Annotated in this window: 21 protein-coding genes; 12 read left to right on the top strand and 9 right to left on the bottom strand. The window is 49.4% G+C overall.

The features are described from left to right. Position 1: 1 nt before the first annotated feature. Genes C3B52_RS04075 through C3B52_RS04065 form a run of 3 tightly spaced genes read left to right on the top strand, consistent with a single transcriptional unit; the run spans position 2 to position 3,594 of the window. Positions 2 to 790 (top strand): ABC transporter permease, encoded by a 789-nt coding sequence (locus tag C3B52_RS04075; protein WP_103104823.1) that lies wholly within the window; start codon positions 2 to 4, stop codon positions 788 to 790. Between the two features lie 15 nt (positions 791 to 805). Beyond that, a complete protein-coding gene (locus C3B52_RS04070; RefSeq protein WP_103104822.1) occupies positions 806 to 1,867 on the top strand; it encodes an ABC transporter ATP-binding protein in 1,062 nt (353 codons plus the stop codon). A 17-nt stretch (positions 1,868 to 1,884) separates the two neighbouring features. Then, a complete protein-coding gene (locus C3B52_RS04065; RefSeq protein WP_103104821.1) occupies positions 1,885 to 3,594 on the top strand; it encodes an adenine deaminase C-terminal domain-containing protein in 1,710 nt (569 codons plus the stop codon). A gap of 68 nt (positions 3,595 to 3,662) precedes the next feature. On the opposite strand, the gene C3B52_RS04060 is transcribed toward C3B52_RS04065, so the two are convergent. The 6 genes from C3B52_RS04060 to C3B52_RS04035 all read right to left on the bottom strand — a co-directional run bounded on the left by C3B52_RS04060 (position 3,663) and on the right by C3B52_RS04035 (position 9,309). Next, positions 3,663 to 5,048, bottom strand: a complete 1,386-nt coding sequence (locus C3B52_RS04060) for an MmgE/PrpD family protein (protein ID WP_103104820.1) — start codon at positions 5,046 to 5,048, stop codon at positions 3,663 to 3,665. Between the two features lie 23 nt (positions 5,049 to 5,071). Beyond that, positions 5,072 to 5,824, bottom strand: coding sequence for an amino acid ABC transporter ATP-binding protein (locus C3B52_RS04055; protein WP_103104819.1), 753 nt, complete (start codon positions 5,822 to 5,824; stop codon positions 5,072 to 5,074). Between the two features lie 12 nt (positions 5,825 to 5,836). Then, positions 5,837 to 6,508 (bottom strand): amino acid ABC transporter permease, encoded by a 672-nt coding sequence (locus C3B52_RS04050; protein WP_103104818.1) that lies wholly within the window; start codon positions 6,506 to 6,508, stop codon positions 5,837 to 5,839. Positions 6,509 to 6,522: 14 nt separating this feature from the next. Continuing rightward, positions 6,523 to 7,326 carry an amino acid ABC transporter substrate-binding protein gene (locus C3B52_RS04045; RefSeq protein WP_103104817.1) on the bottom strand — a complete coding sequence of 268 codons (804 nt, stop codon included), beginning with the start codon at positions 7,324 to 7,326 and terminating at the stop codon, positions 6,523 to 6,525. Positions 7,327 to 7,377: 51 nt separating this feature from the next. Further along, positions 7,378 to 7,878, bottom strand: a complete 501-nt coding sequence (locus tag C3B52_RS04040; protein ID WP_103104816.1) for a GNAT family N-acetyltransferase — start codon at positions 7,876 to 7,878, stop codon at positions 7,378 to 7,380. Between the two features lie 78 nt (positions 7,879 to 7,956). Next, on the bottom strand, positions 7,957 to 9,309 hold the full coding sequence (locus C3B52_RS04035; protein ID WP_103104815.1) for an LLM class flavin-dependent oxidoreductase: 1,353 nt from the start codon (positions 9,307 to 9,309) through the stop codon (positions 7,957 to 7,959). Positions 9,310 to 9,611: 302 nt separating this feature from the next. Between C3B52_RS04035 and C3B52_RS04030 the strand changes: the two genes are divergently transcribed. The 9 genes from C3B52_RS04030 (at position 9,612) to C3B52_RS03990 (ending at position 21,768) form a co-directional block, all read left to right on the top strand. After that, positions 9,612 to 10,973 (top strand): MATE family efflux transporter, encoded by a 1,362-nt coding sequence (locus tag C3B52_RS04030; protein WP_103104814.1) that lies wholly within the window; start codon positions 9,612 to 9,614, stop codon positions 10,971 to 10,973. A 234-nt stretch (positions 10,974 to 11,207) separates the two neighbouring features. Continuing rightward, the gene (locus C3B52_RS04025; protein WP_103105062.1) at positions 11,208 to 11,885 is read left to right on the top strand and encodes an MgtC/SapB family protein; all 678 of its coding nucleotides are present in this window, start codon (positions 11,208 to 11,210) and stop codon (positions 11,883 to 11,885) included. A gap of 308 nt (positions 11,886 to 12,193) precedes the next feature. Beyond that, positions 12,194 to 13,582, top strand: coding sequence for a class II fumarate hydratase (gene fumC / locus C3B52_RS04020; RefSeq protein ID WP_103104813.1), 1,389 nt, complete (start codon positions 12,194 to 12,196; stop codon positions 13,580 to 13,582). Between the two features lie 461 nt (positions 13,583 to 14,043). Beyond that, on the top strand, positions 14,044 to 14,736 hold the full coding sequence (locus C3B52_RS04015) for a response regulator transcription factor (protein WP_373419710.1): 693 nt from the start codon (positions 14,044 to 14,046) through the stop codon (positions 14,734 to 14,736). Then, positions 14,726 to 15,829 carry a sensor histidine kinase gene (locus tag C3B52_RS04010; protein ID WP_103104811.1) on the top strand — a complete coding sequence of 368 codons (1,104 nt, stop codon included), beginning with the start codon at positions 14,726 to 14,728 and terminating at the stop codon, positions 15,827 to 15,829. Before C3B52_RS04015 ends, C3B52_RS04010 begins: the two co-directional genes overlap by 11 nt. A gap of 117 nt (positions 15,830 to 15,946) precedes the next feature. Further along, positions 15,947 to 16,840: a D-alanyl-D-alanine carboxypeptidase family protein gene (locus tag C3B52_RS04005; RefSeq protein ID WP_235615595.1), complete on the top strand. Its 894-nt coding sequence runs from the start codon at positions 15,947 to 15,949 to the stop codon at positions 16,838 to 16,840. Beyond that, positions 16,833 to 17,411, top strand: coding sequence for a VanZ family protein (locus C3B52_RS04000; protein WP_103104810.1), 579 nt, complete (start codon positions 16,833 to 16,835; stop codon positions 17,409 to 17,411). Before C3B52_RS04005 ends, C3B52_RS04000 begins: the two co-directional genes overlap by 8 nt. 413 nt (positions 17,412 to 17,824) lie before the next feature. Next, a complete protein-coding gene (gene recQ / locus C3B52_RS03995; protein WP_103104809.1) occupies positions 17,825 to 19,600 on the top strand; it encodes a DNA helicase RecQ in 1,776 nt (591 codons plus the stop codon). A gap of 188 nt (positions 19,601 to 19,788) precedes the next feature. Beyond that, positions 19,789 to 21,768 (top strand): bifunctional metallophosphatase/5'-nucleotidase, encoded by a 1,980-nt coding sequence (locus C3B52_RS03990; RefSeq protein WP_103104808.1) that lies wholly within the window; start codon positions 19,789 to 19,791, stop codon positions 21,766 to 21,768. Between the two features lie 67 nt (positions 21,769 to 21,835). Here the strand turns inward: C3B52_RS03990 and lplT are convergent, their stop codons facing one another. The 3 genes from lplT to C3B52_RS03975 form a co-directional block, all read right to left on the bottom strand. Next, positions 21,836 to 23,026, bottom strand: a complete 1,191-nt coding sequence (lplT, locus tag C3B52_RS03985; RefSeq protein WP_103104807.1) for a lysophospholipid transporter LplT — start codon at positions 23,024 to 23,026, stop codon at positions 21,836 to 21,838. Position 23,027: 1 nt separating this feature from the next. Then, positions 23,028 to 25,139, bottom strand: coding sequence for an AMP-binding protein (locus C3B52_RS03980; protein ID WP_103104806.1), 2,112 nt, complete (start codon positions 25,137 to 25,139; stop codon positions 23,028 to 23,030). A gap of 108 nt (positions 25,140 to 25,247) precedes the next feature. Beyond that, the gene (locus C3B52_RS03975) at positions 25,248 to 25,886 is read right to left on the bottom strand and encodes a response regulator (RefSeq protein ID WP_103104805.1); all 639 of its coding nucleotides are present in this window, start codon (positions 25,884 to 25,886) and stop codon (positions 25,248 to 25,250) included. Positions 25,887 to 25,895: the final 9 nt, after the last annotated feature.

The raw sequence follows: 25,895 nt of genomic DNA, 5'->3' as shown, positions 1-25,895 counted from the left end.
TATGCAGGAGAAAAATCGCGGGTTGGCCCTGTTTACGCTTCTCGTGTTTCTGTTTTTGTTAGGGCCACTCATTATTATATCGTTTACATCGTTCGAGCCAGGTACGGTTCTGAAATTCCCTCCGGAAGGCTTTTCGTGGCGGTGGTATGAAAATATTTTCAAAGTCGAGATGTTTTTAACGACATTTAAAACCTCCATGTTCGTGTCGTTGCTTGGCAATCTACTGGCGCTTGCACTGGGTATCCCTGCTGCTTATGCATTGAGCAGATTTTCCTTCAAGGGCAAGGCAGCGCTAAACGCTGTGTTCATTTCACCGGTATTGATCCCGGGAATCGTTATGGGCTTTGCGATGCTCAAGTACGTCATCATTGTGTATCATTTGCCGATTTACGCAGGTCTGTTGGTCGGACATACCGTTTTGATGCTTCCATTTATTATTCGGGTTGTGGCATCGAGCTTGTCCAACTTTGACTTCGCTATTGAAGAAGCGGCCCTCAGCCTGGGTGCCGGGCGCTTCGCAACGTTTTTCAAGGTGGTATTGCCAAACATTCGATCCGGCATTATCGCGGCTATTTTGATTGCTTTTCTGGAGTCGTTCAATAACGTAGACATCTCCGTATTCATGACTGGACCGGGGGTTAGTACGCTGCCGATCCAGATGCTGACGTATGTGGAAAACAACTTCGATCCTACAATCGCTGCTCTTTCGGTGTTGCTCATGATCATCACAGCAATACTCATGTTCATCATTGAACGTCTGATGGGGCTTTCCTACTTTACTAAACGATAACGGAGGCATCAAACCATGGCATTGCTCACGCTGGATAACGTATCGGTTGCCTATGACAATCAGTACATTTTGAAAAACTTCAATTTAAATATCGAAAAAGGCCAGCTTATTTCCCTGCTCGGACCAAGTGGTTGCGGGAAAACGACAACACTGCGCCTGATCGCTGGCTTTCTGGAAGCAAAGGACGGACGCTTCCTATTTGACGGCAAGGATTATACGCGCGTGCCCGTCAATAAACGGAACTTTGGATTTGTATTCCAAAGCTATGCACTGTTTCCGCATCTTTCTGTGTTTGACAACGTTGCGTTTGGTCTACGCCTGCGCAAGGTAGACGAGACAGAGGTAAAGAAGCGCGTACAGCATATCTTGGATGTCGTGAGCCTGGGCGGCTTCGAAAAGAGATTTCCAAAGGAGCTCTCCGGTGGACAAAGACAGCGTGTGGCGATTGCCCGTGCTTTGGTCATTCAGCCTGACCTCTTGTTGTTCGACGAGCCACTGAGTAATCTGGACGCCAACCTGCGAATCAACATGCGCGTGGAAATTCGCCGTATTCAGCAGGAGCTGGGCATTACGACGGTTTACGTATCCCACGATCAGGAGGAGTGCTTCTCTATCTCTGATCAAGTAGCCATCATGAACAAAGGCATCATTGAACAGCTCGATGATCCTGCAACAATTTTTAAATATCCGAAAACGGAATTCATCGCGCGCTTTATCGGCTTCACGAATTTCATCGACTTTGCTGAGCGGACAGAGCAAAACGGTGAGATCGGATTGCGTGTCGGTGATCATCACTTTGTTGCGGCCAAAAATCCGGGAACGGCGAATCCGGCAGGGAAAAAATGCGCGATGCGTCCAGACGATCTGCTGGTAACGACGGAAGAGGTTGTCGATCAAAACATGAACAAGCTCAAGGGCAGCGTAAAGGTCAGCACGTTCCTCGGACGCAGCTATCAATACGTAGTAGAAACCGAGCTTGGCGATTTCACCGTTAATCAGGAAATGGAGACCCCCTACAAGAGCGGCCAAAAGGTCAATCTGCTATTTCCAAAAGACAAAGTGGTACTGGTGGACTAAAGACAGGAGGGTTTTTCGTGAAAGTCGATTTGCTGATTCAAGACGTTCAGGTATACAACAGCTATTTTAAAAAGTTCATCAAGGGAAACGTAGCTGTGCTGGACGGAAGATTCCTATATATTGGAGAGCGTGATACGGAGACCTTTGAAGCGGGCGAGGTTCTCGCTGGTCGCGGTCGCTACATGATTCCCGGTCTAGTCGACATCCATCTGCACATCGAGAGCACGATGGTGACGCCAGAGACCTTTTCCTATGGTTTGATCCAAAATGGGGTGACGACCATTGTGCCGGAGCCCCACGAGATGGCGAATGTATTTGGCATCGAAGGGATCAAAGAGATGATTCGCGCCAGTCAGGATTGTGTTGTGGATATGAAATATGCGATCCCTAGCTCTGTGCCAGCGACCTCGATGGAAACAACTGGGGGTTCTGTGGAGATTGCTGATATGGACGAGCTTTTGCGTTCGGAAGAGATCGTCTGTCTGGGCGAGATCATGAACTATGTCGATATCATCAAGGACCCTGACTGTAAAACAAATCAAATCCTGGAGCATATTCGCAAAGAGTATCCAAAGCTTGTCATTGAGGGGCATGTTCCGAAGCTGCTCGATCTTGATTTGCATCGCGTAATTTATGCAGGCGTGGATTCTGACCATACCCATCAAACGCTGGAAGGGATGGAAGCGAGATTTGCTGCAGGCATGTTCCTGGAGATACAAGAGAAGTCGATGACCGAGGAAGTCATGAACTATTTGATCAACGAGGATGTTTCTGAGCATTTTTGCTTTGTGACAGATGACGTCATGACAGATTCTCTTTACCACCGCGGTCATCTCAACCATATCGTGAAAAAGGCGATCCAAATGGGTATGACGCCGGAGCGCGCCATCTATGCCGGAACATTTACACCTGCAAGACGGATGCAAATGACAGACCGCGGAGCGATTGCCCCGGGTAAAATTGCGGATTTCATGCTGGTATCCGAGCTGCGTGAGCTGACAATTGAGCAGGTGTACAAAAACGGGAAGAAAGCTTTTGATGCCAGCGAGGATTACAGCCAAGCGGTGAAGCCGAAGCAGTTCCCAGCGCATTTTTATCAAAGCATTCAGTTGTCGCCACTCACGGAAGCCGATTTCCAAGTAGCTGCTGATGCTCCTGACAATCGCTATCCTTGCCGTGTAATGCTGGTGCAGAACGGCTCCACATTCACCGAGGATCACCGAGGCATTGTCGAGGTGCGGGACGGACAGCTGTGCTGGGAAGAAAGCCCGTATGGACTCATTGCAGTCATCGAGCGCTATGGAAAAAACGGCAATCGCGGCTATGGACTGATCAGTGGAGATACAATCAAGCGCGGTGCAGTTGCAACCAGCTATTCGCATGACAACCACAATCTGCTCGTTGTTGGTCACAATCCACACGACATGATGATCGCAGCTAACGAGGTCATCCGTAACCAAGGCGGCTTCTACGTTGTCTGCGACGGAAAAGTAATCGCCAGCCTGCACTTGCCAGTAGGTGGTATTCTGACCGAGGAGCCGCTGGAAAAAACGGCAAAAGAAGTAGAACAACTGCGCAGAGCCATGGAATCCCTTGGTTACAATCACTACAATCCGATCATGTCGATCAGCACGCATTCGTTGCCGGTCAGCCCGGCATTGAAGCTGACGGATTTGGGTTTGATTGATGTGAATGAGGGGAAAGTCGTGCCGCTGCTTTTGATGTAGAAGCATAATGATGATAGAGCAAAACCCGGGAGCACATTTGCTGTTCCCGGGTTTTTTCATGATTCTATTTATGACAATAGCGACAGGAGGCGAGTCAAATCTGCCTCTGTTGCGAGAGACGCGGTCGTATCCACAAGCTGCTCGGCAAACGCAGGAGTGTCTATCAGCACAGTGGTAAGCTTTTGCTGCACGTCTGCTGCCGAGAGGGCATTTCCTGGTGCACCACGTGGGCGATCTACCCGCTCGCGATACACCTGTCCGTTTTTTGTAGTGATTTCCACAATTGTAAAGCGACCTTTTGGCACTGCTTCCGGGGCAGGAGCGATTTGGCTGTCGTAGGCGCGCCGAGTACGCGGCAAAAAGGCGAGAATGTCCTCCTGAATCGGTGCTGCTGTAAAGCTGTCCAAAGACAGTGATCGTCTGTGCAGGGCGAGGCTGACCACGTACTCGACGCTGAAGCGACCCTGTTCGCCTGTGCGCGGCTGCCTTTCGACGAGGGCTGCATCGCCTCCCGGAGGAAACACGATTCGGACTGATTCCACCTCTGCAGGAGCAATGGAGTGACGTTCCGCCAAGCGGACAGCTGCATCCGCCGCGTGATGGGCAGCAGAGCAAAACGGATAGATTTTAAACCATAGCCCTGGAGTAGCAATTCTCCAGGAAGCGCCCCAATCTTTGAGCAAAACAGATGTGGCCAGCGACAAGTCTCCGTAGACCGCCAAAAAGCCATATTCGCCATCCAATGCATGCAAGCTGCCTCCGAAGTCTGCTTCCGCGAGCTTGACTGCCAGCAAAGCGGACTGGGCAGCGAGTCCGGCATGCAGGGGCTTGGCTTCAGTGCCGAATTGCGTTCGAAGGCCGCTAGCCTGGGTGGCGGCAAAGCCGATCGCTTTTTGGAGTTGTTCGCTGGAAAAGCCTTTTGCATAGCCTGCCGCAACCGCTGCGGCGATGACCCCCAGAGTGGAGGTATTGTGCCAGCCCTTGATGTAATGAGCGTCCCCAATCGCACGTCCCAGCCGAGCCATGACCTCGACGCCTATGATATAGGCAGAGAGAAATCGCTGGCCGCTTAGCTGGTAGGTGGAGGCAACGGAAATTAGCGCGGGCAAAAGCACCGTACTGGGATGACCCCGGACATCGGAATGCACATCATCAAAATCAAGAGCGTGCCCGATGTAGCCGTTCAGCAAGGCGGCCTGAAGAAAGCTGGCCTTGCGCCGTTGCCCGATTACTGGCACTTCGGCAAGGCCGCCTTCTGCATCGACGAGTTTCCACAGCTTTACCGTCCCCAAATCCTCTCGTGCAGCAAAGCTGGCTGCCAAATAATCCAAGATTCCCAAACGGGCCGCTGCCATGGCCGCATCGTCATTTTCAGGATGAGAAGAAACGACGAGATTCGCCAGCTCCTCTGTCAGCCGTCTGTCTCGTGCTGCGTGCGTATTTGTATTGGTCACGATGTGCCACTCCCTTTCCCAGCTTAAGAGATAAAGGTGACCGGAGCGGTTATTTGCTGCAAAAACCGCTGCGTACGCTGGTTTTGCGGACGGTCAAAGATTTCCTCAGGCGTTCCTTGCTCGACGATTTTTCCATCAGCCATGAAAATGATTCGGTCTGCAACCTGGCGGGCGAAGGCCATCTCATGTGTGACGATCAGCATGGTTGTTCGTTTTTCGGCAATCGCCTTGATGACCTGCAGCACCTCTGCTACCAGCTCCGGATCGAGAGCGGAGGTTGGCTCATCGAGCAAAATAGCATGTGGGTCAACAGCGAGAGCGCGAGCGATGGCAACGCGCTGCTGCTGTCCCCCAGACAAGGTGATAGGGTAGCTGTCTGCCTTGTGAGCCAGACCGACCTGCTCTAGAAGTGCCAGGCCGATTTTGTCTGCCTCGCTCTGCTTCATCTTTTTTGTGATGATCAATGATTCCGTGACATTTTGCAATGCTGTCCTGTTTTTAAACAAGTTGTAGTTTTGAAAAACCATCGCGGTCTGCTGACGAAGTTGGTGTGCTTCCTTGCGCGAGTATTTCTGTGCGTCCAGTGCAGCTTGCCCGATTTCGATTCTTCCTGCGTCAGGGCTCTCCAACAGGTTGAGACAGCGCAGCAGCGTTGATTTTCCTGAGCCGGATGGGCCGATAATGGCCACGACCTCTCCTTGCTTCACTTCGATATTAATCCCGTCGAGTACGACCAGATCCTTAAACTGCTTGCGCAGATTCGTTACGTTAATCATGGCGATCCCTCGTTAGTTTTTATATGGCTTGCTCAGTCGTTTTTCCAGCCATTGCTGCAAAAGGCTGTAGACGATGGTCAATGCCCAGTACACAATTGCGACGGCAAGGTAAATTTCAAAAAACTTCAATGACGCAGACGCCATCATTTTCCCTTGGGCGAACAGCTCAGCGACCCCGAGTGTAAAGGCCAGCGAGGTTTCCTTCACAAGCCCAATAAACGTATTGCCCGAAGCAGGGATCGCGTTGCGTGTCGCTTGCGGGAGAATGATGCGGCGGTACGCCTGCGCTTTGGTCATACCGACAGCCAGACACGCCTCTAGCTGTCCATTGTCGACAGAGCCCAGTGCCGCGCGGAAAATCTCTGCCAAATAGGCCGAGTTTTTGATGCTCAGGCCGATAATGGCTGCCGTCAGGGCATTCAATGCGCTGAACGACGGGAACAACTGCGGCAAGCCGTAGTAGATCAAAAACAGCTGCACGAGCGTAGGCGTTGCCCGGAAAAAGGAAATGTACACATTGGCGAGCTGATGCAGTATAGGAACCCGGTTTTTTGTGATGAGAGCGAGCACCAGCCCAATGGCGATGGCAAATATCATCGCGACGACTGCCATCACCAAAGTAAGTGGCAAGTATTTGAGCAAGGTAGGAAAGACCTCAAGCATGTATTGCCCATCAAAATTCATCGCGTACACACCGCCTATTTCTGAATTGGCGCTGTAACATCAGCCTTGAAGTATTTTTCCGAAAGCTGCTTCAAGGTGCCATTGTCACGCAGCTCTGTCAGCACTTTGTCAAACTCCGCGCGCAGTTGATCGTGCTTTTCGTCTTTCTGGAACGGGAAGGCTACTTCCTCATAAGTGATCGGATCTCCGGCCAGCTTCAACGGCAGCCCTGTTTTTTCAATCTGGGCGAGCAGGACGCTCCGTCCATTGATGTAGGCATCAATGCGTCCGTAGGCGACGTCGTTGAGGGTCCCTTCCTGTGTCTCGTAGGTGCGGATGTTGATTTCATTGTTCGGGTCCTGCTTCTGCAGGTTTTTTGTATGGTTCGAGCCGAGTACCGCTCCGACTGTTTTTCCTTTCAAATCCTTGACGGAATGAATATCGTTGTTGTCATTTTTTACGATGATTTGTGTTCCGGCATAGGCGTAGGTTTGGGAAAAGTTGAATTTTTCCTTACGCTCATTGGTCATAGCGACCTGATTGGCGACCGTGTCGATCCGGCCTGTTTCCAGCTGACCCATTACGCCGCTGAACTCAGCCAGATGCCACTCAATTTTATAGCCGAGCTTCGCTGCGATTGCTTCCGCCACATCGACGTCAAAGCCCTGCAATTTTTCTCCTTCTTTGTAGGCGAATGGGTAGCTCTGTCCTGTTGCGCCTACGCGTAAAACCTTTTCTTCCGAAGCTCCCGAGGCAGCCTGATCGCCGCCATTGCCGCATGCAGTGAGGAGGAGTGAGAGACCAAGTGTAATAGCGAGTATTCCTTTGTGCTTTTTCATATGCGATTCTCCTAGTTGGTTAATTTGTTTTGTACTGATGTGTCGCATGAGCTACGGCAGTGGTGTTTGCAGCTCTTTGCGGAAATAAATCGTCGTATGGCCGCGGCCCAGATTGGCTTCACCGGCTCGCACATAGCCTCTGCGTTCATATATGGCTGACAGCCACGGATGCTCCTCGGCTGTACCGAGCGAAACGGCAGGAGCTTTCAACGTATCTCGGACGATGACCTCTTCTACCCACGTTAGCAAAGCGGAACCGATGCCTTTTTTGCTGATAGCGGGATCGACGGCAAACCACCAGATATGTGGAAGGCCGAATGGTCCAGGCTGAGGCCCCCAGGGCATGCGCAGTGAGACAGTTGCCTGAATCTGGCCGTCTTCCTCCAGGACATAACAGGCGTGGTTGTGAATGTTTTTCTGGACGAGTGCCAGATCGGCTGTGGCTGCGGCAAAATGGATGCCCAGCTCGCGTATGGGAGCATAAGCACGCAGCGTCAGCGCGAGCAGCTCCTCTGCATCGTCTGCTGTAGCCAGACGGAATGTTCTTGTCATGTTGTCTCCCTCGCACTTCTTGCTGCAATCAAGTTTAGAGGGTGCACTTTTCGGCACCCCCTAACAGATTGCAGGGTTTTATATGGATACATGTCCTTCGCTTTGCTGGCTCGAATAACGATTAGCGGGGCGTTGTAATCCCAGATGTTCGCGCAAGGTATTGCCCACGTATTCGGTGCGAAATAGCCCGCGTTCTTGGAGGAGCGGTACGACCTCGTCAACAAACACATCCAAGCCCTCAGGCAGTAGTGGAGGCATCAGATTGAAGCCGTCACAACCTTTTTGCAAAAACCATTCCTCCATTTTGTCAGCAAGCTGCGCTGGTGTGCCGACAAAGATGTGGTGACCACGTGAACCGGCGATGTACTGATATAGCTGGCGGATGGTCAGCTTTTCCCGCCGCGCCAGATTCAGCACGAGCTCAAAGCGGCTTTTCACGGCGTTGGTCTCGGGAATGTCGATATCTGGCAGCGGACCGTCAAGCGGATACGGCGTCAAATCGAAGCCGCCCAAATAGCTGGAGAGAATTTTCAGCCCGACAGAAGGCAGGATCAACTCCTGCAGCTCTTGAAATTTGGTCTGCGCAGCTTCCTCGGTGTGACCCAGGATAGGGAAAATTCCTGGCATGATGCTCACCTCATCCGAAGAGCGGCCGTAGGAGACGACCTTTGTCATTACGCTTTGGTAAAAAGCTTGCGCATCAGGAAGATTGTTTTGTGCCGTGAAAATGACCTCAGCTGTTCGGGCTGCCAGATGCTGGCCGGGCTCAGAGGAGCCTGCCTGAATGATCACGGGATGTCCCTGAGGGGGTCTTGCTACGTTTAACGGTCCGCGAACGGAGAAAAATTCGCCGCGATGCTGCAATTTATGCAGCTTTGCCGGATCGAAAAAAACACCTGATTCCTGATGGCGTATGAGAGCATCATCCTCCCAGGAATCCCAGAGTCCTTTCACGACCTCGACAAATTCCTCGGCGCGCTGATAGCGGAGGCTGTGCTCAGGATGCTTTTCCCCGCTGAAGTTCAAGGCTGTGGATTCGATGGAGGAAGTGACGACATTCCACGCTGCCCGGCCATTGCTGAGGTGATCGAGCGAAGCGAACTGGCGTGCGATATGAAAAGGCTCGCTATAAGTAGTGGAAGCAGTAGCAGCCAAGCCGATTTTTGATGTGACGGCGGCAAGAGCAGTCAACAGGGTAAACGGCTCAAAGCGTGCAAGAACGTTTGGATGGGAATCGGGACTAATGGATAGGCTGTCCGCGAGAAACAGCATATCCAGCTTTCCGCGTTCGGCTGTCTTGGCTAACTGCTGAAAATAGGCGAGATTCATGCTGCCATCTGTTTGCGCATGAGGGTGACGCCAGGATGCGACATGATGACCGGTCCCGGCGAGAAAAACGCCGATTTTCAAATGTTTGGGGGCCTGTGCCATGACCTTCTACGCTCCTTTTGTTGTTAAGTCGGAATTAAAGCTTATAATTCCAATTTAAATAGTCGGTTTTTATAGTTTAAAAATATACGCCTTTACTCACTTTGTTGTCAATATATATAAAAAATTTTAACAAGGATTTTTTTCAGGTGGCAGTTGGAAGAAAAAAACACTTTGATTGTCTTTATTCTGCAATATGCAATTTGCTATACTATGTTTTTGTGCTACAGTTCCTAAGAGAGTCATTTGGCAATTTTTTTCAAATCGTTTCACCGATATTCTTATGTAAATGAGGAAGAGCAATCATGCTAGAGACCTATTCATTAAAAGAAAAGTGGCGGCAGTTCCTGGTTGTCCTATTGCCGATCCTAATATCGCAGCTGGCGCTTTTCTCCATGACCTTTTTCGATACGATCATGTCCGGACACGCAAGCCCGACAGATTTGGCGGGTGTAGCGATTGGGGCTAGCCTATGGGTGCCTGTGCAGTCAGGACTGACAGGGATATTGATGGCGGTTATGCCGATGGTAGCCCAAATGCTGGGGGCAGGCTGCAGAGATCAGGTCCCTTTTACAATCATTCAGGCATTGTATGTAGCAATTGCGATTGCGATTGCCGTTATCATCTTTGGTGGCATGGCATTAAATCCGGTAATGAACATGATGCAGCTGGAACCGGATGTACGAGAGATTGCGATTGGCTTTCTGCACGCGATTGCAATCGGGATTATTCCACTGTTTCTCTACACGGTCATTCGCTGTTTTATCGATGCTTTGGGACAGACCCGGGTAACAATGATCATCACTCTGTTCTCCTTGCCGATTAATGTACTGCTTAACTACGCTTTGATTTTTGGGAATTTTGGCTTGCCTCGTCTCGGCGGGGTCGGAGCTGGCTACGCTTCAGCGATTACGTACTGGTGCATATTTTTAATCAGTCTGTTTGTAGTAAAGCGTGTGCATCCGTTTGCGGAATTCGGTGTGTTTACGAAGCTGTATCGCATCTCTTTGGCAGCCTGGAAAGAGCTGCTCAAGCTTGGACTGCCCATCGGCTTTTCTATCTTTTTCGAGGTCAGTATTTTTGCTGCGGTAACATTGTTTATGAGTGAGTACAGCACGATCACGATTGCAGCTCACCAGGCGGCGATGAACTTTGCCTCCTTCATCTACATGGTGCCGCTCAGTATTTCGATGGCATTGACGATTGTGGTAGGCTTCGAGGTCGGTGCCAAGCGCTTCCGTGATGCACGCCAATACAGCTACATGGGGATTGGAATTGCAGTCGTGCTAGCACTTTTGTTTGGTCTCGGATTGCTGCTCTTTAACAAGCAGGTGGCGGGATTCTATACGACAGATATCGAGGTTTTGGAGCTGGCCCAGCATTTCTTGATATACTCGATTTTGTTCCTGATCTCCGATGCCGTGGCAGCACCGATTCAAGGGGTACTGCGCGGCTATAAGGACGTTACCGTCACCTTTATCGTGGCACTCGTTTCCTACTGGGTTATTGGGCTGCCGCTGGGGTATCTGCTGGCGAAATTCACGTCTTTTGGCGCTTTCGGTTACTGGATTGGATTGATTACGGGCTTGGCGGCAGGTGCGATCTTCTTGTTTGGACGCTTGCTTTCCTTGCAAAAGCGAATGATCAAGGCTCATTCGCAAGGATAATACAAAGAGCCAAGGCTATGCGGGAAATCCCTTGTTAGAGGGGTTTTCCGCTTTTTGCATGAAGAGGGAATGCCGGGCTTACAATAAGCGAAGATACCGTTGCAGCGGAGAAGAAATGATCTTTTTGCCTCTATGTAAAAATTTCTCTCCTATTTTTCGAGGAGAGCGTATATACTTTCAATAAAGGTGATGGAAGAAAAGCTGACATTGGTTGGCGGAAGGGAGGAGAAATCATTGTCATATGTTTTTTTGATGAAGCTGGGGGTGGCTATGTTTCTCGGCCTGCTGATCGGTGTGGACAGACAGCTGAAGCATAAGCCGTTAGGTGTAAAGACAAGCATGGTTATCTCTGTAGCCAGCTGTCTAATCACGATTGTATCGATAGAATCGGTGAATCGCTTCTCCTTGCCCGGACATACCAATATGGACCCGTTGCGCCTGGCAGCACAAATCGTCAGCGGGGTCGGTTTCCTCGGAGCAGGTGTGATTTTGCGTCGAAGCAACGATGTGATCTCTGGCTTGACGACTGCTTCAATGGTTTGGGCGGCATCCGGGCTAGGCATTGCGGTAGGAGCGGGCTTTTATTTTGAAGCACTCACCGCTACAATCCTGATCATTTTAGCGATTAATCTGTTCCCGCTTATTTTGAGATGGGTTGGTCCACGTTCGTTGCGTCAACGCGATTTGTCGATCAAAATTGTGGTTCAGGGTGAGGGAAACCTTGATGATGTGTTCAAGCAGATTAAGCATCTCGATATGCAAGTGAAGCGGGTAAAGGTAAAAGACGTAGAAAGTGACCAACAAAAGCTGGAGATGATGATTACCGCCTCCGAGGATACGTATACGACGGAGATTTACAGCTTGTTAAAGGAAGTAGATCACGTCGTTTCTGTAGAAGTGGAAAGCAGATAAATGGCAGAAGGAAGAGACCGAGACGAGCCCTGGAAAAAGGCGTTTCGGTCTTTTTGCTTTGCGATTGAGTATACGTTACCTGCGACTCAAGATGTGCTAGCACTTTGAGGCATGTTGGCGCTTGATAATAGCAATGAAAATCATTATCATCGAGTTTGTAAGCAAGTAATTCCAAACGTTTTCCGTTCGACCAGAAATAAATGGACAAGATAAAGGAAGAATCGACGAAGTTTACAGTTAGATAATGGCTGTAGCTGGTTACATAAGAATAAGAGAGGCAGCTACACGACGAAAAAGGAGGAGCAGTCATGGAATTTCGCATAGAAAAGGACACCCTGGGGGAAATAAAGGTCCCGGCAGATAAATTGTGGGGTGCGCAAACACAGCGCAGCTTCCAAAACTTTGAGATCGGCGATGAAAAAATGCCGCTAATGGTCATTCGCATGTTTGCGATTTTGAAGAAAAGCGCGGCTCGTGCAAACCAAAAGCTGGGCAAGCTGGATAACGACAAGGCGGAGGCTATCGTAGCGGCGGCAGACGAAGTAATCGCTGGGAAGTGGGATGAACATTTCCCACTCGTAGTTTGGCAGACTGGCAGCGGGACGCAGTCGAACATGAACGTCAACGAAGTCATCTCCCACCGTGCGAACCAGCTGCTAGAGCAAAAGGGTAGCGCAGCTCGTATCCATGCCAATGATGATGTGAATAAATCGCAAAGCTCTAATGACACGTTCCCAACTGCTATGCACATGGCTGGACTTGTCGCCATCGAGGACCAGGTGCTGCCCGCTTTGCAGGTGCTTGCCCAAACCTTGAAGCAAAAGAGCGATGCGTACATGGACATTATCAAAATTGGACGCACGCACCTGCAAGATGCAACGCCGTTGACCCTCGGACAGGAAATCAGCGGCTGGGTTCGCATGCTTGAAAAAACGGAAAAGATGATCAAGGAAAGCAGCGAGTATCTGCGCGAGCTGGCGATTGGCGGAACTGCTGTTGGAACAGGAATCAATGCACATCCTCGCTTCGGAGAAATGGTCGCAGAAGAAATCAGCAACGAGACGAATACAAAATTCGTGACCGCACAAAACAAGTTCCATGCGTTGACTAGCCACGATGAGCTCGTTCATGTTCATGGGGCTTTGAAGGCGCTGGCAGCCGACTTGATGAAAATTGCCAATGACGTCAGATGGCTGGCGAGTGGCCCGCGCTGCGGAATTGGTGAGATCGTCATCCCAGCGAACGAGCCAGGCAGCTCGATTATGCCAGGAAAAGTAAACCCGACCCAAAGTGAAGCGATCACGATGGTTGCCTGCCAAGTCATGGGCAATGATGCAGCTATCGGCTTCGCGACGAGCCAAGGAAACTTTGAGCTAAATGTATTCAAGCCAGTCATCATCTACAACTTCCTGCAATCGGCAAGACTGCTTGCGGATGCGATGAAATCATTCAATGACCATTGCGCCATCGGAATCGAGCCAAACCTGTCTGTCATCAAAGAGAACCTGAACAACTCCCTCATGCTCGTGACGGCACTCAACCCGCACATCGGCTACGAAAATGCAGCAGCAGTAGCCAAGCTCGCTCACAAAGAGGGCATCACCCTCAAAGAAGCAGCAATCAAGAGCAACCTGCTCACCGAAGAACAATTCGATGAAGTAGTCCGCCCAGAACAAATGATCCATCCAAAAGAATAAGAAATAGCGGCAGACGTTCCGATCAAAGCCGCCACCCACAAACCGATGGTCTCCCAGCCATCGGTTTTGTCTATCCTGTAATCAAGAACAATCCCTTCATTCCTTAACTTCCTACAAAGGATGACCCGCACCTTTTTTTCTTTTCGTCCATCTAGAATTACCTACAAAAACAGCGCGGGTTTCTCACCAAAGCTGGCATCGAGGAAAAAGGAGAAATAAGCGGCAGATCTTTGGGGCAGTGTGGGCTACTTTGGACGCGGTTTCTCTTTTTCCATGCAGCCGTTCAGTAACGCCCCCAGCTAGTGACCCAAGAATCTGCAGCGTTTTCTCCTTTTTCCTCCCCACCACTGCAGCTGGACAACCACTCCCCCAAAGAGATGTTTTTGTTTCTCGCCCCCCCTCTTTACGTTTTCTTTAGTTTTTTTTGTTATAGTGGGTCTATCAACCAGCATGCTTTGGGGGTGAATGAGATGAGGATTCTGATTGTGGATGATGACAAAGAAATTGTGGACCTCTTGGCGATTTATTTGCTCAACGAAGGGTACGAAATCGAAAAAGCTTTTGACGGTGTGGAAGCTCTGGAGAGGCTCGCCCAAAAGTCGATTGACCTCGTCATACTCGACGTGATGATGCCTAACCTTGATGGCATCGAGGTAACCAAGCGGGTACGGAAAAACTCGCAGATCCCCATCCTGATGGCAAGTGCCAAAACGAATGACATGGATAAAATCATGGGGCTGATGACAGGTGCGGATGATTATGTAGCAAAGCCCTTTAACCCGCTGGAAGTAATCGCACGGGTCAAATCGCTTTTGCGCCGAGCAAATTACAGCCAGCAAAACAAACAGGAAGATGTGATCGAGGCAGGTCCACTCATCATCGACAAGCAGAGTCATGTCGTCCAAACCAAGGATGGCACTCCGATTAAATTGACTGCCCTTGAGTTTTCTGTCCTGTTTTTATTGGCGAGCCATCCCAACCGAGTATTCAGCTCTGAAGAGATTTTTGATCGCTGCTGGAAAATGGAAAATTACGTCTCCTATAAGACCGTGATGGTTCACATCAGCAATCTTCGAGAAAAGCTGGAGAAGGCGACCAGTGGGGAAAAGGTGATTCAAACGGTCTGGGGGGTAGGCTACAAAATTGAAGCTTAACATAAAGGATTTTCTGCGCATGTTGGTCGATCTGTTACTAGGTCTCCTGATTTTCTATGCAGTTTTCCAATTAGCTTCTTTCCTCGCTAATAACTATCTGTACAACATCCCGGAAATCAGGAACTACGTTTGGCTGATGCGGCGCAATTTTGGCACGGACTCCTTTAAAATACCGATTATTTTGCTTGCGGCAGGTTTGTTTATCGCGTGGATCATCGTGCGGATTCGCAAATATATGGAACAAAAGCAAATGGAGCAAATTATTTCCGAGCTTCATTACATTGCCAAAGGGAACTTTCATCACAAAATATCAATCAGACCAAACGGCAGCCTGGGAGATGTAGTGGATAGTATCCATGCCTTAGTCCAAAGCACGCTCGATGCGATGGAGGAAGAGCGCCGTCTGGAGCAGTCCAAGGATGAGCTGGTCACTAATGTTTCGCATGATCTGCGTACACCCTTGACCTCGATCATCGGATATTTGGGCTTGATTGAACAAAAGAAATACCGTGACGAAGAGCAAATCAAGCAATACACGCATATCGCCTATGAAAAAGCAAAGCAAATGAATGTGCTGGTCAATGACTTGTTTGAGTACACCAAAATGCGTAATCGCGGAGCCCATGTAAGCAAAATCAAATTCGACCTGGTCGAGCTGGTGGAGCAAGTTGCGGTAGGCTTTCGTGTAGCTGCACACGAGGCTGACTTAGTAATGCGCGTGGAAACGCCTGACCACAAAATCGAGATGGTCGGGGATACAGACAAGCTGGTACGCGTTCTGGAAAATCTCATTTCCAACGCCTTGAAATACGGACGCGACGGGACCGAAATCATTATTCGCGTCTTTCTTCATGAACAGGGAGTAGTCTTTTCCGTTGCTAACAACGGCAGACCGATTCCCGCTGAATCCTTGCCCAATCTGTTCGAGCGTTTTTATCGGGTAGAAGGGTCCCGATCACAGGAAACAGGGGGCTCGGGCTTGGGACTCGCCATCGCCAAAAGCATTATCGATCTGCACCAAGGCAGCATTACAGCCGACAGCACGAAAGAGTGGACGACCTTTACCGTGTGGCTTCCGATCAAAAACGCTTAGAGTTCATAAATCCTTTACTTTTTCTTTACCTTTCATTTTGATTTTTTTTATTCCAAAAGCCTATCCTTATCAGCATGAACGAAAGATGTGGTTCATGGAGGTAAGGAGGGGCTTTTTTTGAACAGAGGAACACTGCTGCTACTCTTGATGTTTGCCGTCATTGGATATGCCTTTTTTCATAACGAAATATCGGCATGGGCCGACTTGGAGAACGAACCGCAAGTAGAAATCACTGAAAATAATCACGTAGACCTCGATGCACGGGCAGCTATTCTGCTCGATAGTCGTACAGGTGAAGTGCTCTATACCAAAAATGCAGATACACTATATCCAGTAGCAAGCATGTCAAAAATGATGACGGAGTACTTGCTGCTCGAAGCAATCAAGGAGCAGAGAGCGGATTGGACAGATATGATTCCTATCTCCAAAAATGCCGCAACAACGGAGGGCTCCCGAGTAAATCTTGTTGAAGGGGAAAGGTATCCCCTCAAAGACCTGTATGAGGCGATGGCAGTCGGCTCGGCAAACAATGCAGCTGTGGCGATTGGAGAATACTTGGCGGGGAGTACATCTGCTTTTGCAGAGCAAATGAATCTAAAGGCAGTAGAACTAAACCTAAGGTCGTCCCAGTTTGTAAATGCTACGGGTCTTGCCTATGACTATGGGCAAAACGAGATGACAGCGAGAGACGTAGGTATGCTGGCGTATCGTCTCATCAATGATTTTCCCGACATCGTAAGGGTGACTTCAGAGCCAAATGTAAAATTGTCCTCTACCAAAGAACGTGTTTCGAATACCAACCTCATGCTGCATGCAAATGACGAGGCGATGCAGGTAGCCGGATTGGACGGACTAAAAACAGGCTTTACTGACGGAGCGGGTTATTGCTTCACAGGAACAGCTCAGCGAGGAAATAAACGTTTGATTTCTGTTGTAATGGGAACAAAAGATGAAGCGGCACGTTTTACAGAAACCAAAAAACTGTTGGAGATGGGGTTTAAGAATGACTAACGTGAGGAGCCATTCAACGTCAGCCGTGATGGTAGCCCTGCTGAAATATGCGGTGTTCGCACTTTATTTGTATCTCGTGATCAAAATTTTGCTTTTGAAATTTGGAAGTATGGAGCTGGAGCTAATCTACGGTCAATGGCAGCAAAGTGTGAGCAATCCGAGCTCCATCTGGGAAAGACTGCAATACCGCGGGAATTTGGTGCCCTTCCACGAGATAGAGCAATACCTCGTGGCTATTCGGGAAAGCGGCAGTGTCCACAGCTTGATCAATCTTTTGGGAAATGTGATCGCCTTTATGCCATTTGGCTTTATGGTACCTCTTCTTTTCTCCAAAAAGCTTCAATCACTTGGCAAGGTCGTCCTGCTTTCCTTTTTATTCAGCCTCGGCTTGGAAACGACCCAGCTCGTCACCAATTGCGGAATCTTTGACGTAGACGATATTTTACTAAACACAACCGGAGGCGCTCTTGGCTACGGCATGTACATGTCTTATCGGCTGATGTTCTGGTGGAAGTCAAGAAAATCAAGAAAATCAAGAAAATCAAGGACACTTATGAGTGAAGCGCACTAACTGAATGCTATTTATGATAAAAAGCACCCCATTGGTGCTTTTTTGTTTTGCCTCCCTACTCCCTGCAATTACTTCCAAAACGCCAGGAGTGAAAAGCAAAAGCTGGCCAAGGAAAAAGGAGAAAAAAGCTGGAGATCTTTGAAACACCAACCAAGGTGGAACGAAAAAAGAGAAACACGCCCTTAAGCGTCCACCTCTGAGATTCTTTCAGTGGGGCTACTTTTGGACGCGGTTTCTCTTTTTTCATTACGCCGGACAGTCTAGGCTCCAGCGAAGTGTTTCAAGAATCTCCAGCGTTTTCTCCTTTTTCCTCCTCCACTACACCCCGAACGACCCCTTGTTTTGTCCCAACACCTATGGTTACACTAGTAGAACCATTGAAAAAACATTTCGAAAGAGAAGGTGAATTCTCTTTGTTGAATAAAGCTGTAGAAGTCTTGCAAAGGTATTATGGCTACCCATCGTTTCGAGAGGGTCAAAAGAAGATCATTGAGAGTCTTTTGACGGGTCACGATACTGTGGGCATCATGCCGACCGGTGGCGGGAAATCCATCTGCTATCAGGTCCCGGCGATGCTATACGACGGCGTGACGATTGTCATTTCCCCACTCATTTCGTTGATGAAGGACCAGGTAGACGTCCTCATCAGCATGGGTATACCAGCTACACAAATTAACAGCTCACTCGATTATGGCGAGGTGCGCGATCGCTTGCGGATGGCAGCGCGCGGAGAGTACAAGCTTTTGTACATTGCCCCGGAACGGCTCGAATCAGAAGCCTTCCAAGCCTTGATTCAGGATGTTCCGATTTCCTTTGTAGCAGTTGATGAAGCACACTGCGTCTCTCAGTGGGGCCACGATTTCCGCCCGAGCTACCTGGAGATCGCACGCTTTTTACGCTCATTGCCGAAGCGCCCGATTGTCGCAGCTTTGACGGCGACTGCAACACCCGAGGTCACAGAAGATATTCGCAGACAGCTGGAGCTAGTGGATGAGCGTCTTTTCATCACTGGATTTGGCCGGGACAACCTGCTTTTGTCCGTGCGAAAAGGAGAGAACAGACGAGAGTTTATCCAGCAGTATTTGCGTGCGAATGCACAGCAGGCCGGAATCATTTATGCCGCTACGCGAAAAGACGTGGATGCGCTTCATGCTGATCTGCAAAAACGCGGATTTGAAGTGACCAAATATCATGCCGGGCTTACAGAAGAGGAGCGTGCGCATAACCAAGAGGCGTTTTTGTACGATGATGTGCGTACGATGATTGCGACCAATGCGTTCGGGATGGGAATCGACAAGTCCAACGTCCGTTATGTCATTCACTATAACATGCCGAAAAATTTGGAGGCGTACTATCAGGAAGCAGGGCGCGCAGGACGTGATGGGGAGCCAAGCGAATGCATCCTGCTGTTCCAGCCGCAGGATATTCAGACCCAGACGTTTTTCATTGAGCAAAATCAATTGCTGGAAGAACGCAAGGAGCACGAGTACAAAAAGCTGTACGCGATGATCGACTATTGCCGGACGCCGCGTTGTCTGCAGCAATACATTGTCCAATACTTCGGTGAAACGGATGCGCAAGCGTGTGGACAATGTGGAAACTGCACAGATGAAACAGAGCTCTCCGATATCACGCTGGAGGCGCAGAAGATTTTTTCCTGCGTCAAACGGATGAGAGAGCGTTTCGGTGCTGCCTTGGTCGCGCAGGTGCTCAAGGGCTCCAAAAACAAAAAGGTGACACAGTTCCGTTTTGACGAATTGCCGACGTACGGCTTGATGAAGGAATACAAGGAAAAAGAAATCGTCGACCTGATCCAGCTGTTGATCGCGGAAGGCTATCTGCAAGTAACGGAAAGCCAGTATCCGATTCTGAAGCTGGGAGAGCGGGCATTGCCTGTTCTCAAAGGCGAGGAGCGAGTCGTGCAAAAGATCGTGATTCGCCCGGTACAGCTGACTGAGGATGACGAGCTGTTTGAGAGATTGCGTACGCTGCGCAAAGAAATCTCACAGCGCGAGGGTCTGCCGCCGTATGTTATTTTCCACGATAGCACCTTAAAGGAAATGAGCAGCTTGTGCCCGACAGACAAGCAAGCGATGCTTCAGATCAAAGGAGTTGGGGAGTCCAAATTCGATAAATATGGTCAGCTCTTCCTGGAGTGTTTGCAAAGCTATGCTGCCGTAAAGCCGTGATGATTCCTCGTCACGGCTTTTTTTCAAACGAAAAGGGCTATATGTACCAATTTTCAATGGTGATCAGATAAATTGACTGGTATAGTTGAGTAATATTGGTAGAAAGAGAGGGTTGTTTCTAGCAAAAAGAGAAAGAAAAAAGCAACAAATCGTAAGGTACTGACAATGAGACAAGTAGAGGGGAAAACATGAAAAAACTACGAGGACGTATGGGGAAAACGCTGGCAAGCATCGCGTTATCAGCGTTGGTACTCGGTAGCGGCGTCATGGGGGCGCCAGCACCGACAAAAGCAGCAGAAGCACCAACCAAGATTACACTCTTGGGCACATCTGACATTCACGGACGCTTCATGCCGTGGGACTACGCTTTGGACGGTCCGAATCAAAGCGGAAGCTTGACGCAGCTGTTCACGATGATCAAAGAGATTCGCAAAGAGAACCCGAACACCGTGCTGGTGGATGCAGGAGACTCGATTCAAGACAACTCCGCTGAGCTGTTCAATGACCAGCCACAATCTCCGATGATGGTTGCGATGAACGAAATGGGCTACGATGCTTGGGCGTTTGGTAACCATGAGTTCAACTTTGGACTTGATACACTCGACAAAATCAGCAGTCAATATAAAGGGCCTGTACTCGCAGGTAACATCTATAAAGAAAACGGCGAGCGTTACTTCCCAGCCTATACGATTGTTGAACGCGCTGGCGTCAAAATCGGTCTGATCGGGATGAACACACCGATGATTACCGACTTTGAAAAAGGAACGGATCATCTGGATGGCCTCGTGATCAAAAATCCGGTAGAAGAAACCAAAAAAGCTGTAAAAGAGCTGCAAGGCAAAGTAGACGTCATGATCGGTGTTATGCACATGGGCATCGAAAATGAAAACGGAATTCCAGGCACAGGCGTAGCAGATATCGCAAACGCTGTACCAGAATTGACCGCAATTTTTGCTGGGCATATGCACAAGCTGGTGAAAAAAGAGGAGATCAACGGTGTACTGATCACCGAGCCGGACAAGTACGGTACCCATCTCTCCCGCATTGACCTGACATTTGAAAAGAAAAATGGCAAAGTCGTGCTGGCTAGCAAAGAAGCGACTGCTCTCCCTGTCAAAGGTGCAGATGGCACGCCAGCTGTATCCGATCCTGAGCTGGAAACCAAGCTGACGCCATTCCACGAGTTTGCACGTGCAGATGCCAACATCGTGGTAGCAGAGCTGAAGGGCATGAACCTGGTGCCGAAAAACGAGATTGAGGGAATTCCACAGGTCCAAATTCAGGAGACGCCTTTATCTGATTTCTTCCATGAAGTGATGCTTTACTATAGCAAGGCTGACGTCGTTGCTCATCAGATCGACAACGACAAGGCAAAGCTCGACGTAGGTCCGATCAAGAAAAAGGATATCGCCTACAACTATCAATATGCGGGCGGCGAAATCACTGTTTACAAAGTAACAGGAAAAGACCTGAAGGATTATATGGAATGGGCAGTAGGCTATTTCAACACGTCACGTCCTGGTGATGTGACCGTGAGCTTTGATAGCAAACGCCGTGCTTCCAAATACAGCACCAACGATTTCTTCGGCAACGTGAAATACGAAATTGATTTGTCCAAGCCATACGGCAGCCGTATCACCAACCTGCGCAAGCTTGATGGAACCTTGATCAAAGCAGAAGATACGCTGAAGCTCGGTATGAACGCATACCGTATGGAAGCCCTGCAAGCAAAAGGTGGCGCGCTGGAAGGACGCAAGTTTGAACAGCTGTGGTCCTCCAAAGACAATACTGCGTTTGGTGAAACAGCAGGTACAATCCGCAACCGTGCGATTGCTTACCTGAAAGAAGTGAAAAAAGGCGTATACGAACCGAAAGTACAGAACAACTGGAAAATTATTGGGGTAGATACGACAGCTCCAGAACGTAACGATGTAGTAGAGCTGATCAATGCAGGCATCCTGAGCGTGCCAAAAACAGAAGATGGCAAGTACACCAATATTGCATCGATCAATGTGAAAGATGCTATCACCAAAGAAGAAATTGCAGCCCTCTCCGAAAAAGCGAAGGTAGATGTAGCGAAATTCGCGAATGTAAAAACAAAAGGCGAATTCTACAAGCAGCTGAACCAAGCGAGAAAAGCTGCGGCAGCTGCAACACCTAAACCGTAAGCTTATCGCATCCTAAATACTATAGTGAACACAAAAAAGCCGTGACTCTCGCAGTCACGGCTTTTTTTCAACCGGTAATTCGCTTTCGATACTTCACCAAATACAAGAGGAACACCAGAAGCAGCAGACCTTGGCCGACAATCGCTCCCGAGATGGACACCCCTACATACACGATCAGGTAGTAGATGCCTGATCCAATAGCCATCAAGAGGTTTTCAATAAAGTTCTGAATCGCAATCGTCTTCCCTGAGCCAACCATTTTCTTGCCTTCCTCCTGCAAGACGGTATTCATCGGGATAATGAATACGCCTCCCATAAAACCAACCAGCAGCAGCAAGCAAATCGCGATGAATGTGACATGAATCCACGGGAACAGCACGATGATTAGAAACATTCCGAAACCAAAGGTTAGCGAGCGAGTAAAATGCGCCAGTGGAATCAGCTTGGGAGCCAGGAATGCCCCGGCGATAATCCCAATTGAGGTCGTAGCCAGGATGAGAGATACAGAAAAGCTCTGTGGGTTAATGTCCAGTGCGATCGGGATCCAGGCGAGCACAGCCACACGCAGGACAGCAGAGCTCATCCAGAAAGCCCCTGTACCAATCAGGGCAAAGCTTGTGTCAGGACGATTCAGCAGCTGCTGGAAGTCGATAAAAAAGCGTCGCGCCTCGGCACCATATCGAATCGACAGATTGCCTCTCATTCGTGGGATGAAGAAGGTCATAGCGAGCGAAAGCAAATAGATGATCAGGCAAATCGCAGATGAGAGCGCAGGAGATGTCCCAGAGGCGACAGCCCCTCCGATGCCGATCCCAGTCAGGATGGCAAAAATCGTATAGGCTTCAATCCGGGCATTGGCGTGAAACAGCTCATCTTCATTACGCGTGAGCTCTGGCAAAATCCCGTATTTGGCAGGGGAGTAAACAACGGCTCCGACTCCCACAGTAAAATAGCTGAGCATCAGCAGCAGGATGCTGGAGTGGTCAATGACGAACAACAGCAGGACACCGAGCGCTTTGATCAGGTTGCCAATCACCAGTACAAATGATTTTGGATGCTTGTCGGCAAAAGGACCGACCAAAGGAGCGAGAAAAATATAAGGAAGAAAGAATGAAATCGATACAAGTGCGAGCATGGCGGGAGAAAAACCGTTCTCCCGCAGCAAATTGGCGATCACAAACAAAATCATATTGTCGGCAAAGGCTGATAGAAACTGAGTGAAATATAGGGCTTGTAGTGGCTTAAGTTGTATCTTCACGTCATTTTCCTCCACTTTCAGCAAGTTGTTTCAGGGTGACGTAATCCGTTTTTCCGCTACCGAGGAGAGGCAGAGTCTTGATGACCTGCATCGTGCCTGGAATGAGCAGCGGTGAGTATTGCTTTTCGGTCAAGTATGCTCGCAGCTGGCTAAGTGCTACTGTCTCATCTGTCGTAAACAGGAGGACGCGCTCGCCTTTACGCGGATCGTTTACCGTGATCGCTGCAAAGCCGGAGTGTCCAAAGCATTGCATCGCCAGCTCCTCAATCAGGTTGAGCGAAACCATTTCCCCGCCGATTTTGGCAAAGCGCTTCAAGCGAGACTGGATGCTGATAAAGCCGTCCTTGTCAGTCGTAACGAGGTCTCCTGTGTGGTACCACTCTTCAGCAGGGATAAATCCTTTGCCGTGAATGAGGTAGCCCTTCATGACGTTCGGTCCTTTGACGAGCAGCTCGCCGCCCTCCTCGATGCCGCTTACTGCATCGAGCTTGTAGGACATGCCTGGCATCAGGCGTCCGACTGTTCCTGGCTTATTGGCGAGTGGAGTATTCAGTGACAGGATTGGAGCCGTTTCAGTAGCCCCGTAGCCTTCAAAAATCCGTACCCCGAACTTTTCCATCCACAGCTTGCGTACATCGTCCTTGAGCTTTTCGGCACCCGCGAAAACATAGCGTAAGGAGTAAAAATTGTAGGGATGCGCCATCCGACCGTAGCCCGCCATGAAGGTCGAGGTACCGAAAAGAATGGTTGCGTTTTGATCGTATACCAGCTCCGAAATCGCTTTGTAGTGCAGCGGGCTGGGGTAGAGATAGACAGGAACACCTTTTACGACTGGTAAAAGCGTACCCGCTGTCAGGCCGAAGCTGTGAAACATCGGCAGAGCGTTGAAAAACTTGTCGCGAGTCGTGATATCGATGACCGTAGTCACCTGCTGAATATTTGCGTACAGATTCGTATGTGTCAAAACGACACCCTTTGGCTTGCTTTCACTGCCTGATGTAAACAGAATCAGTTCGTTGTCGCTTGCAGGCGAAGCCTTTTGCTTGAGCAGGTAGCGAGTGAGTGCCGCGAGCTTGTCGAAGCCAGTAGCGGAGGCTTTCAAATCCTCCAAATAGATGATTTTCAGATGTGGTTCTAGACCAGCGATAATATGCTCCAGCTTTCCTTTTTCGATAAATACTCGTGATGTCAGAATCGTATCGATCTGGGCAGTCTCACAGCAATCCAGCAGGGAACGAATTCCGAGCGAGAAGTTGAGAATCGCTGGCGTTTTGCCGATGCGGAACAAGGATAATAACGTCACGAGATGACCGACTGAGTTAGGCAGAAATACGCCAACGACAGGCTTACCTAAAAGGCTGGACTGCAATTTGTTACCGAGTAGGTAGCTGCCAATCAAAAGCGTCCGGTAATTGATGGCGCTGGTCAAATCCTTGGCGATTTCGAGCTTTGCGCCGTTGAGACGGGCAGCCTCCAGTACTTCATCGAACAGATTGACGTTTTGCTTCATGCGGCTTTGGAACAGCTCGTTTTGCAAGGTTTGCAGAATCTGATCATTGGCTGTTGCCTTTTGAGCACGCATCGACAGGTTTGGATCGCGTTCCATTGTAAAAGGATTACCGATTGTCATGGTTACTTCGGGAAACCAGGAGAGGGTGAGCTTTCCTTTCATGTACGAAAAGATGGAGCGCTCCAAGCCTTGGATGGCTACCGGATACACGTTTACACCTGTTCGCAGTGCCAAATAACCGACGCCGCTGTAGATTTTCATCATGCTGCCAGTGGTGGTGATGCGTCCCTCTGGGAAAATCACCAGTGTCTCGCCGCTTCTGATGACACGCAGCATGTGGCGAATCGAATACGGGTTGAGCGGGTCAATCGCGATGTGCTTTCGGAAGCGGAGGAAAAAGGCAAACCGCTTGGCGATTGTCGTATTGACTACGAACGTAGCACCTTTTGGCAAGCAAAAGGACAAGAGAACAGCATCCATTAGCGAGACGTGATTGGGGATAATCAGCGATGGCTGCGTAAGATCGAGTTTGTGCAGACCGTTGATGCGAGGACGGAACCAAAGCATCAGAATCATTTTCAGGAAGGTATGAATGAGTACCATGTGTACCACACCTTTACAAAAGATAATGGCGTTGCTCTATAGCTCTCATTGTAAAGAGTGCAGGAAGTAAAAAAAGTACCAACATTCATTGGTACCTGGTAATAAGACCTAGAATAGCTTTTTTTGGCTGGCTTTTGCGGCTGCTTCCTTGCTTGTTTTGACGCCCATTTTTTTCAGGATGCGATTGATGTGGTTCTTGATGGTGCGCTTGGTGATGTGCAGTGATTGCTCAATCTGCGTCTGAGTTTGTCCTTGGTGGATGAGCTGCAAAATGTCCTTTTCAGCGGGGGACAGCAGCTTCTGGTCCTCTTCTTTTTTCATCCGTAAAAATTCGTTGCGCAGGGCAGCGGCAGCGGTAGGATGGATCGCGGAGACTCGGTTATGGGCAGCTCGAATCGCGTCTGGTATTTCCTTGAAGCTGGTTTTGCTGATGTAATTGACGGCTCCAGCAGAAAAAGACTCCACAATGACGTCCTCAGCAGTCAGCGACGTGAGCATGATGATTTTACAGTCGGCTTGGAGCTCCATAAAAGCAACAGCGGTTTCGATGCCGTCCAAATTGTTCTCCGTCAGATTGATATCCATGAGCACGACATCGGCGTTGCCTGGAGCAAAACGTTCGATAGCCTCTTCCTTCGTGCCAGCTTCACCGACTACGGAAATATCCGGCTGCTTATTGAGAAAATCGACGAGACCTTTTCGCCATACAGGGTCGTCTTCTACGAGAAAAACAGTAATCGAGGCCATAAGTGTAGC

Origin of the sequence: Brevibacillus reuszeri (genome assembly GCF_002897295.1) — a bacterium.
GTDB lineage: Bacteria > Bacillota > Bacilli > Brevibacillales > Brevibacillaceae > Brevibacillus > Brevibacillus reuszeri_A.
The sequence above is the reverse complement of the archived record's forward strand: the minus strand, read 5'-3'. Positions and strand labels throughout refer to the sequence as shown.

Coding starts and splice junctions, on each gene's coding strand:
- C3B52_RS04030 (WP_103104814.1), top strand. CDS start 9,612: ATGCTAGAGACCTATTCATTAAAAGAAAAGTGGCGGCAGTTCCTGGTT.
- C3B52_RS03980 (WP_103104806.1), bottom strand. CDS start 25,139: ATGGTACTCATTCATACCTTCCTGAAAATGATTCTGATGCTTTGGTTC.
- C3B52_RS04050 (WP_103104818.1), bottom strand. CDS start 6,508: ATGAATTTTGATGGGCAATACATGCTTGAGGTCTTTCCTACCTTGCTC.
- C3B52_RS04075 (WP_103104823.1), top strand. CDS start 2: ATGCAGGAGAAAAATCGCGGGTTGGCCCTGTTTACGCTTCTCGTGTTT.
- C3B52_RS04055 (WP_103104819.1), bottom strand. CDS start 5,824: ATGATTAACGTAACGAATCTGCGCAAGCAGTTTAAGGATCTGGTCGTA.
- C3B52_RS04000 (WP_103104810.1), top strand. CDS start 16,833: ATGACTAACGTGAGGAGCCATTCAACGTCAGCCGTGATGGTAGCCCTG.
- C3B52_RS04070 (WP_103104822.1), top strand. CDS start 806: ATGGCATTGCTCACGCTGGATAACGTATCGGTTGCCTATGACAATCAG.
- C3B52_RS04045 (WP_103104817.1), bottom strand. CDS start 7,326: ATGAAAAAGCACAAAGGAATACTCGCTATTACACTTGGTCTCTCACTC.
- C3B52_RS04035 (WP_103104815.1), bottom strand. CDS start 9,309: ATGGCACAGGCCCCCAAACATTTGAAAATCGGCGTTTTTCTCGCCGGG.
- C3B52_RS03975 (WP_103104805.1), bottom strand. CDS start 25,886: ATGGCCTCGATTACTGTTTTTCTCGTAGAAGACGACCCTGTATGGCGA.
- fumC (WP_103104813.1), top strand. CDS start 12,194: ATGGAATTTCGCATAGAAAAGGACACCCTGGGGGAAATAAAGGTCCCG.
- C3B52_RS03990 (WP_103104808.1), top strand. CDS start 19,789: ATGAAAAAACTACGAGGACGTATGGGGAAAACGCTGGCAAGCATCGCG.
- C3B52_RS04040 (WP_103104816.1), bottom strand. CDS start 7,878: ATGACAAGAACATTCCGTCTGGCTACAGCAGACGATGCAGAGGAGCTG.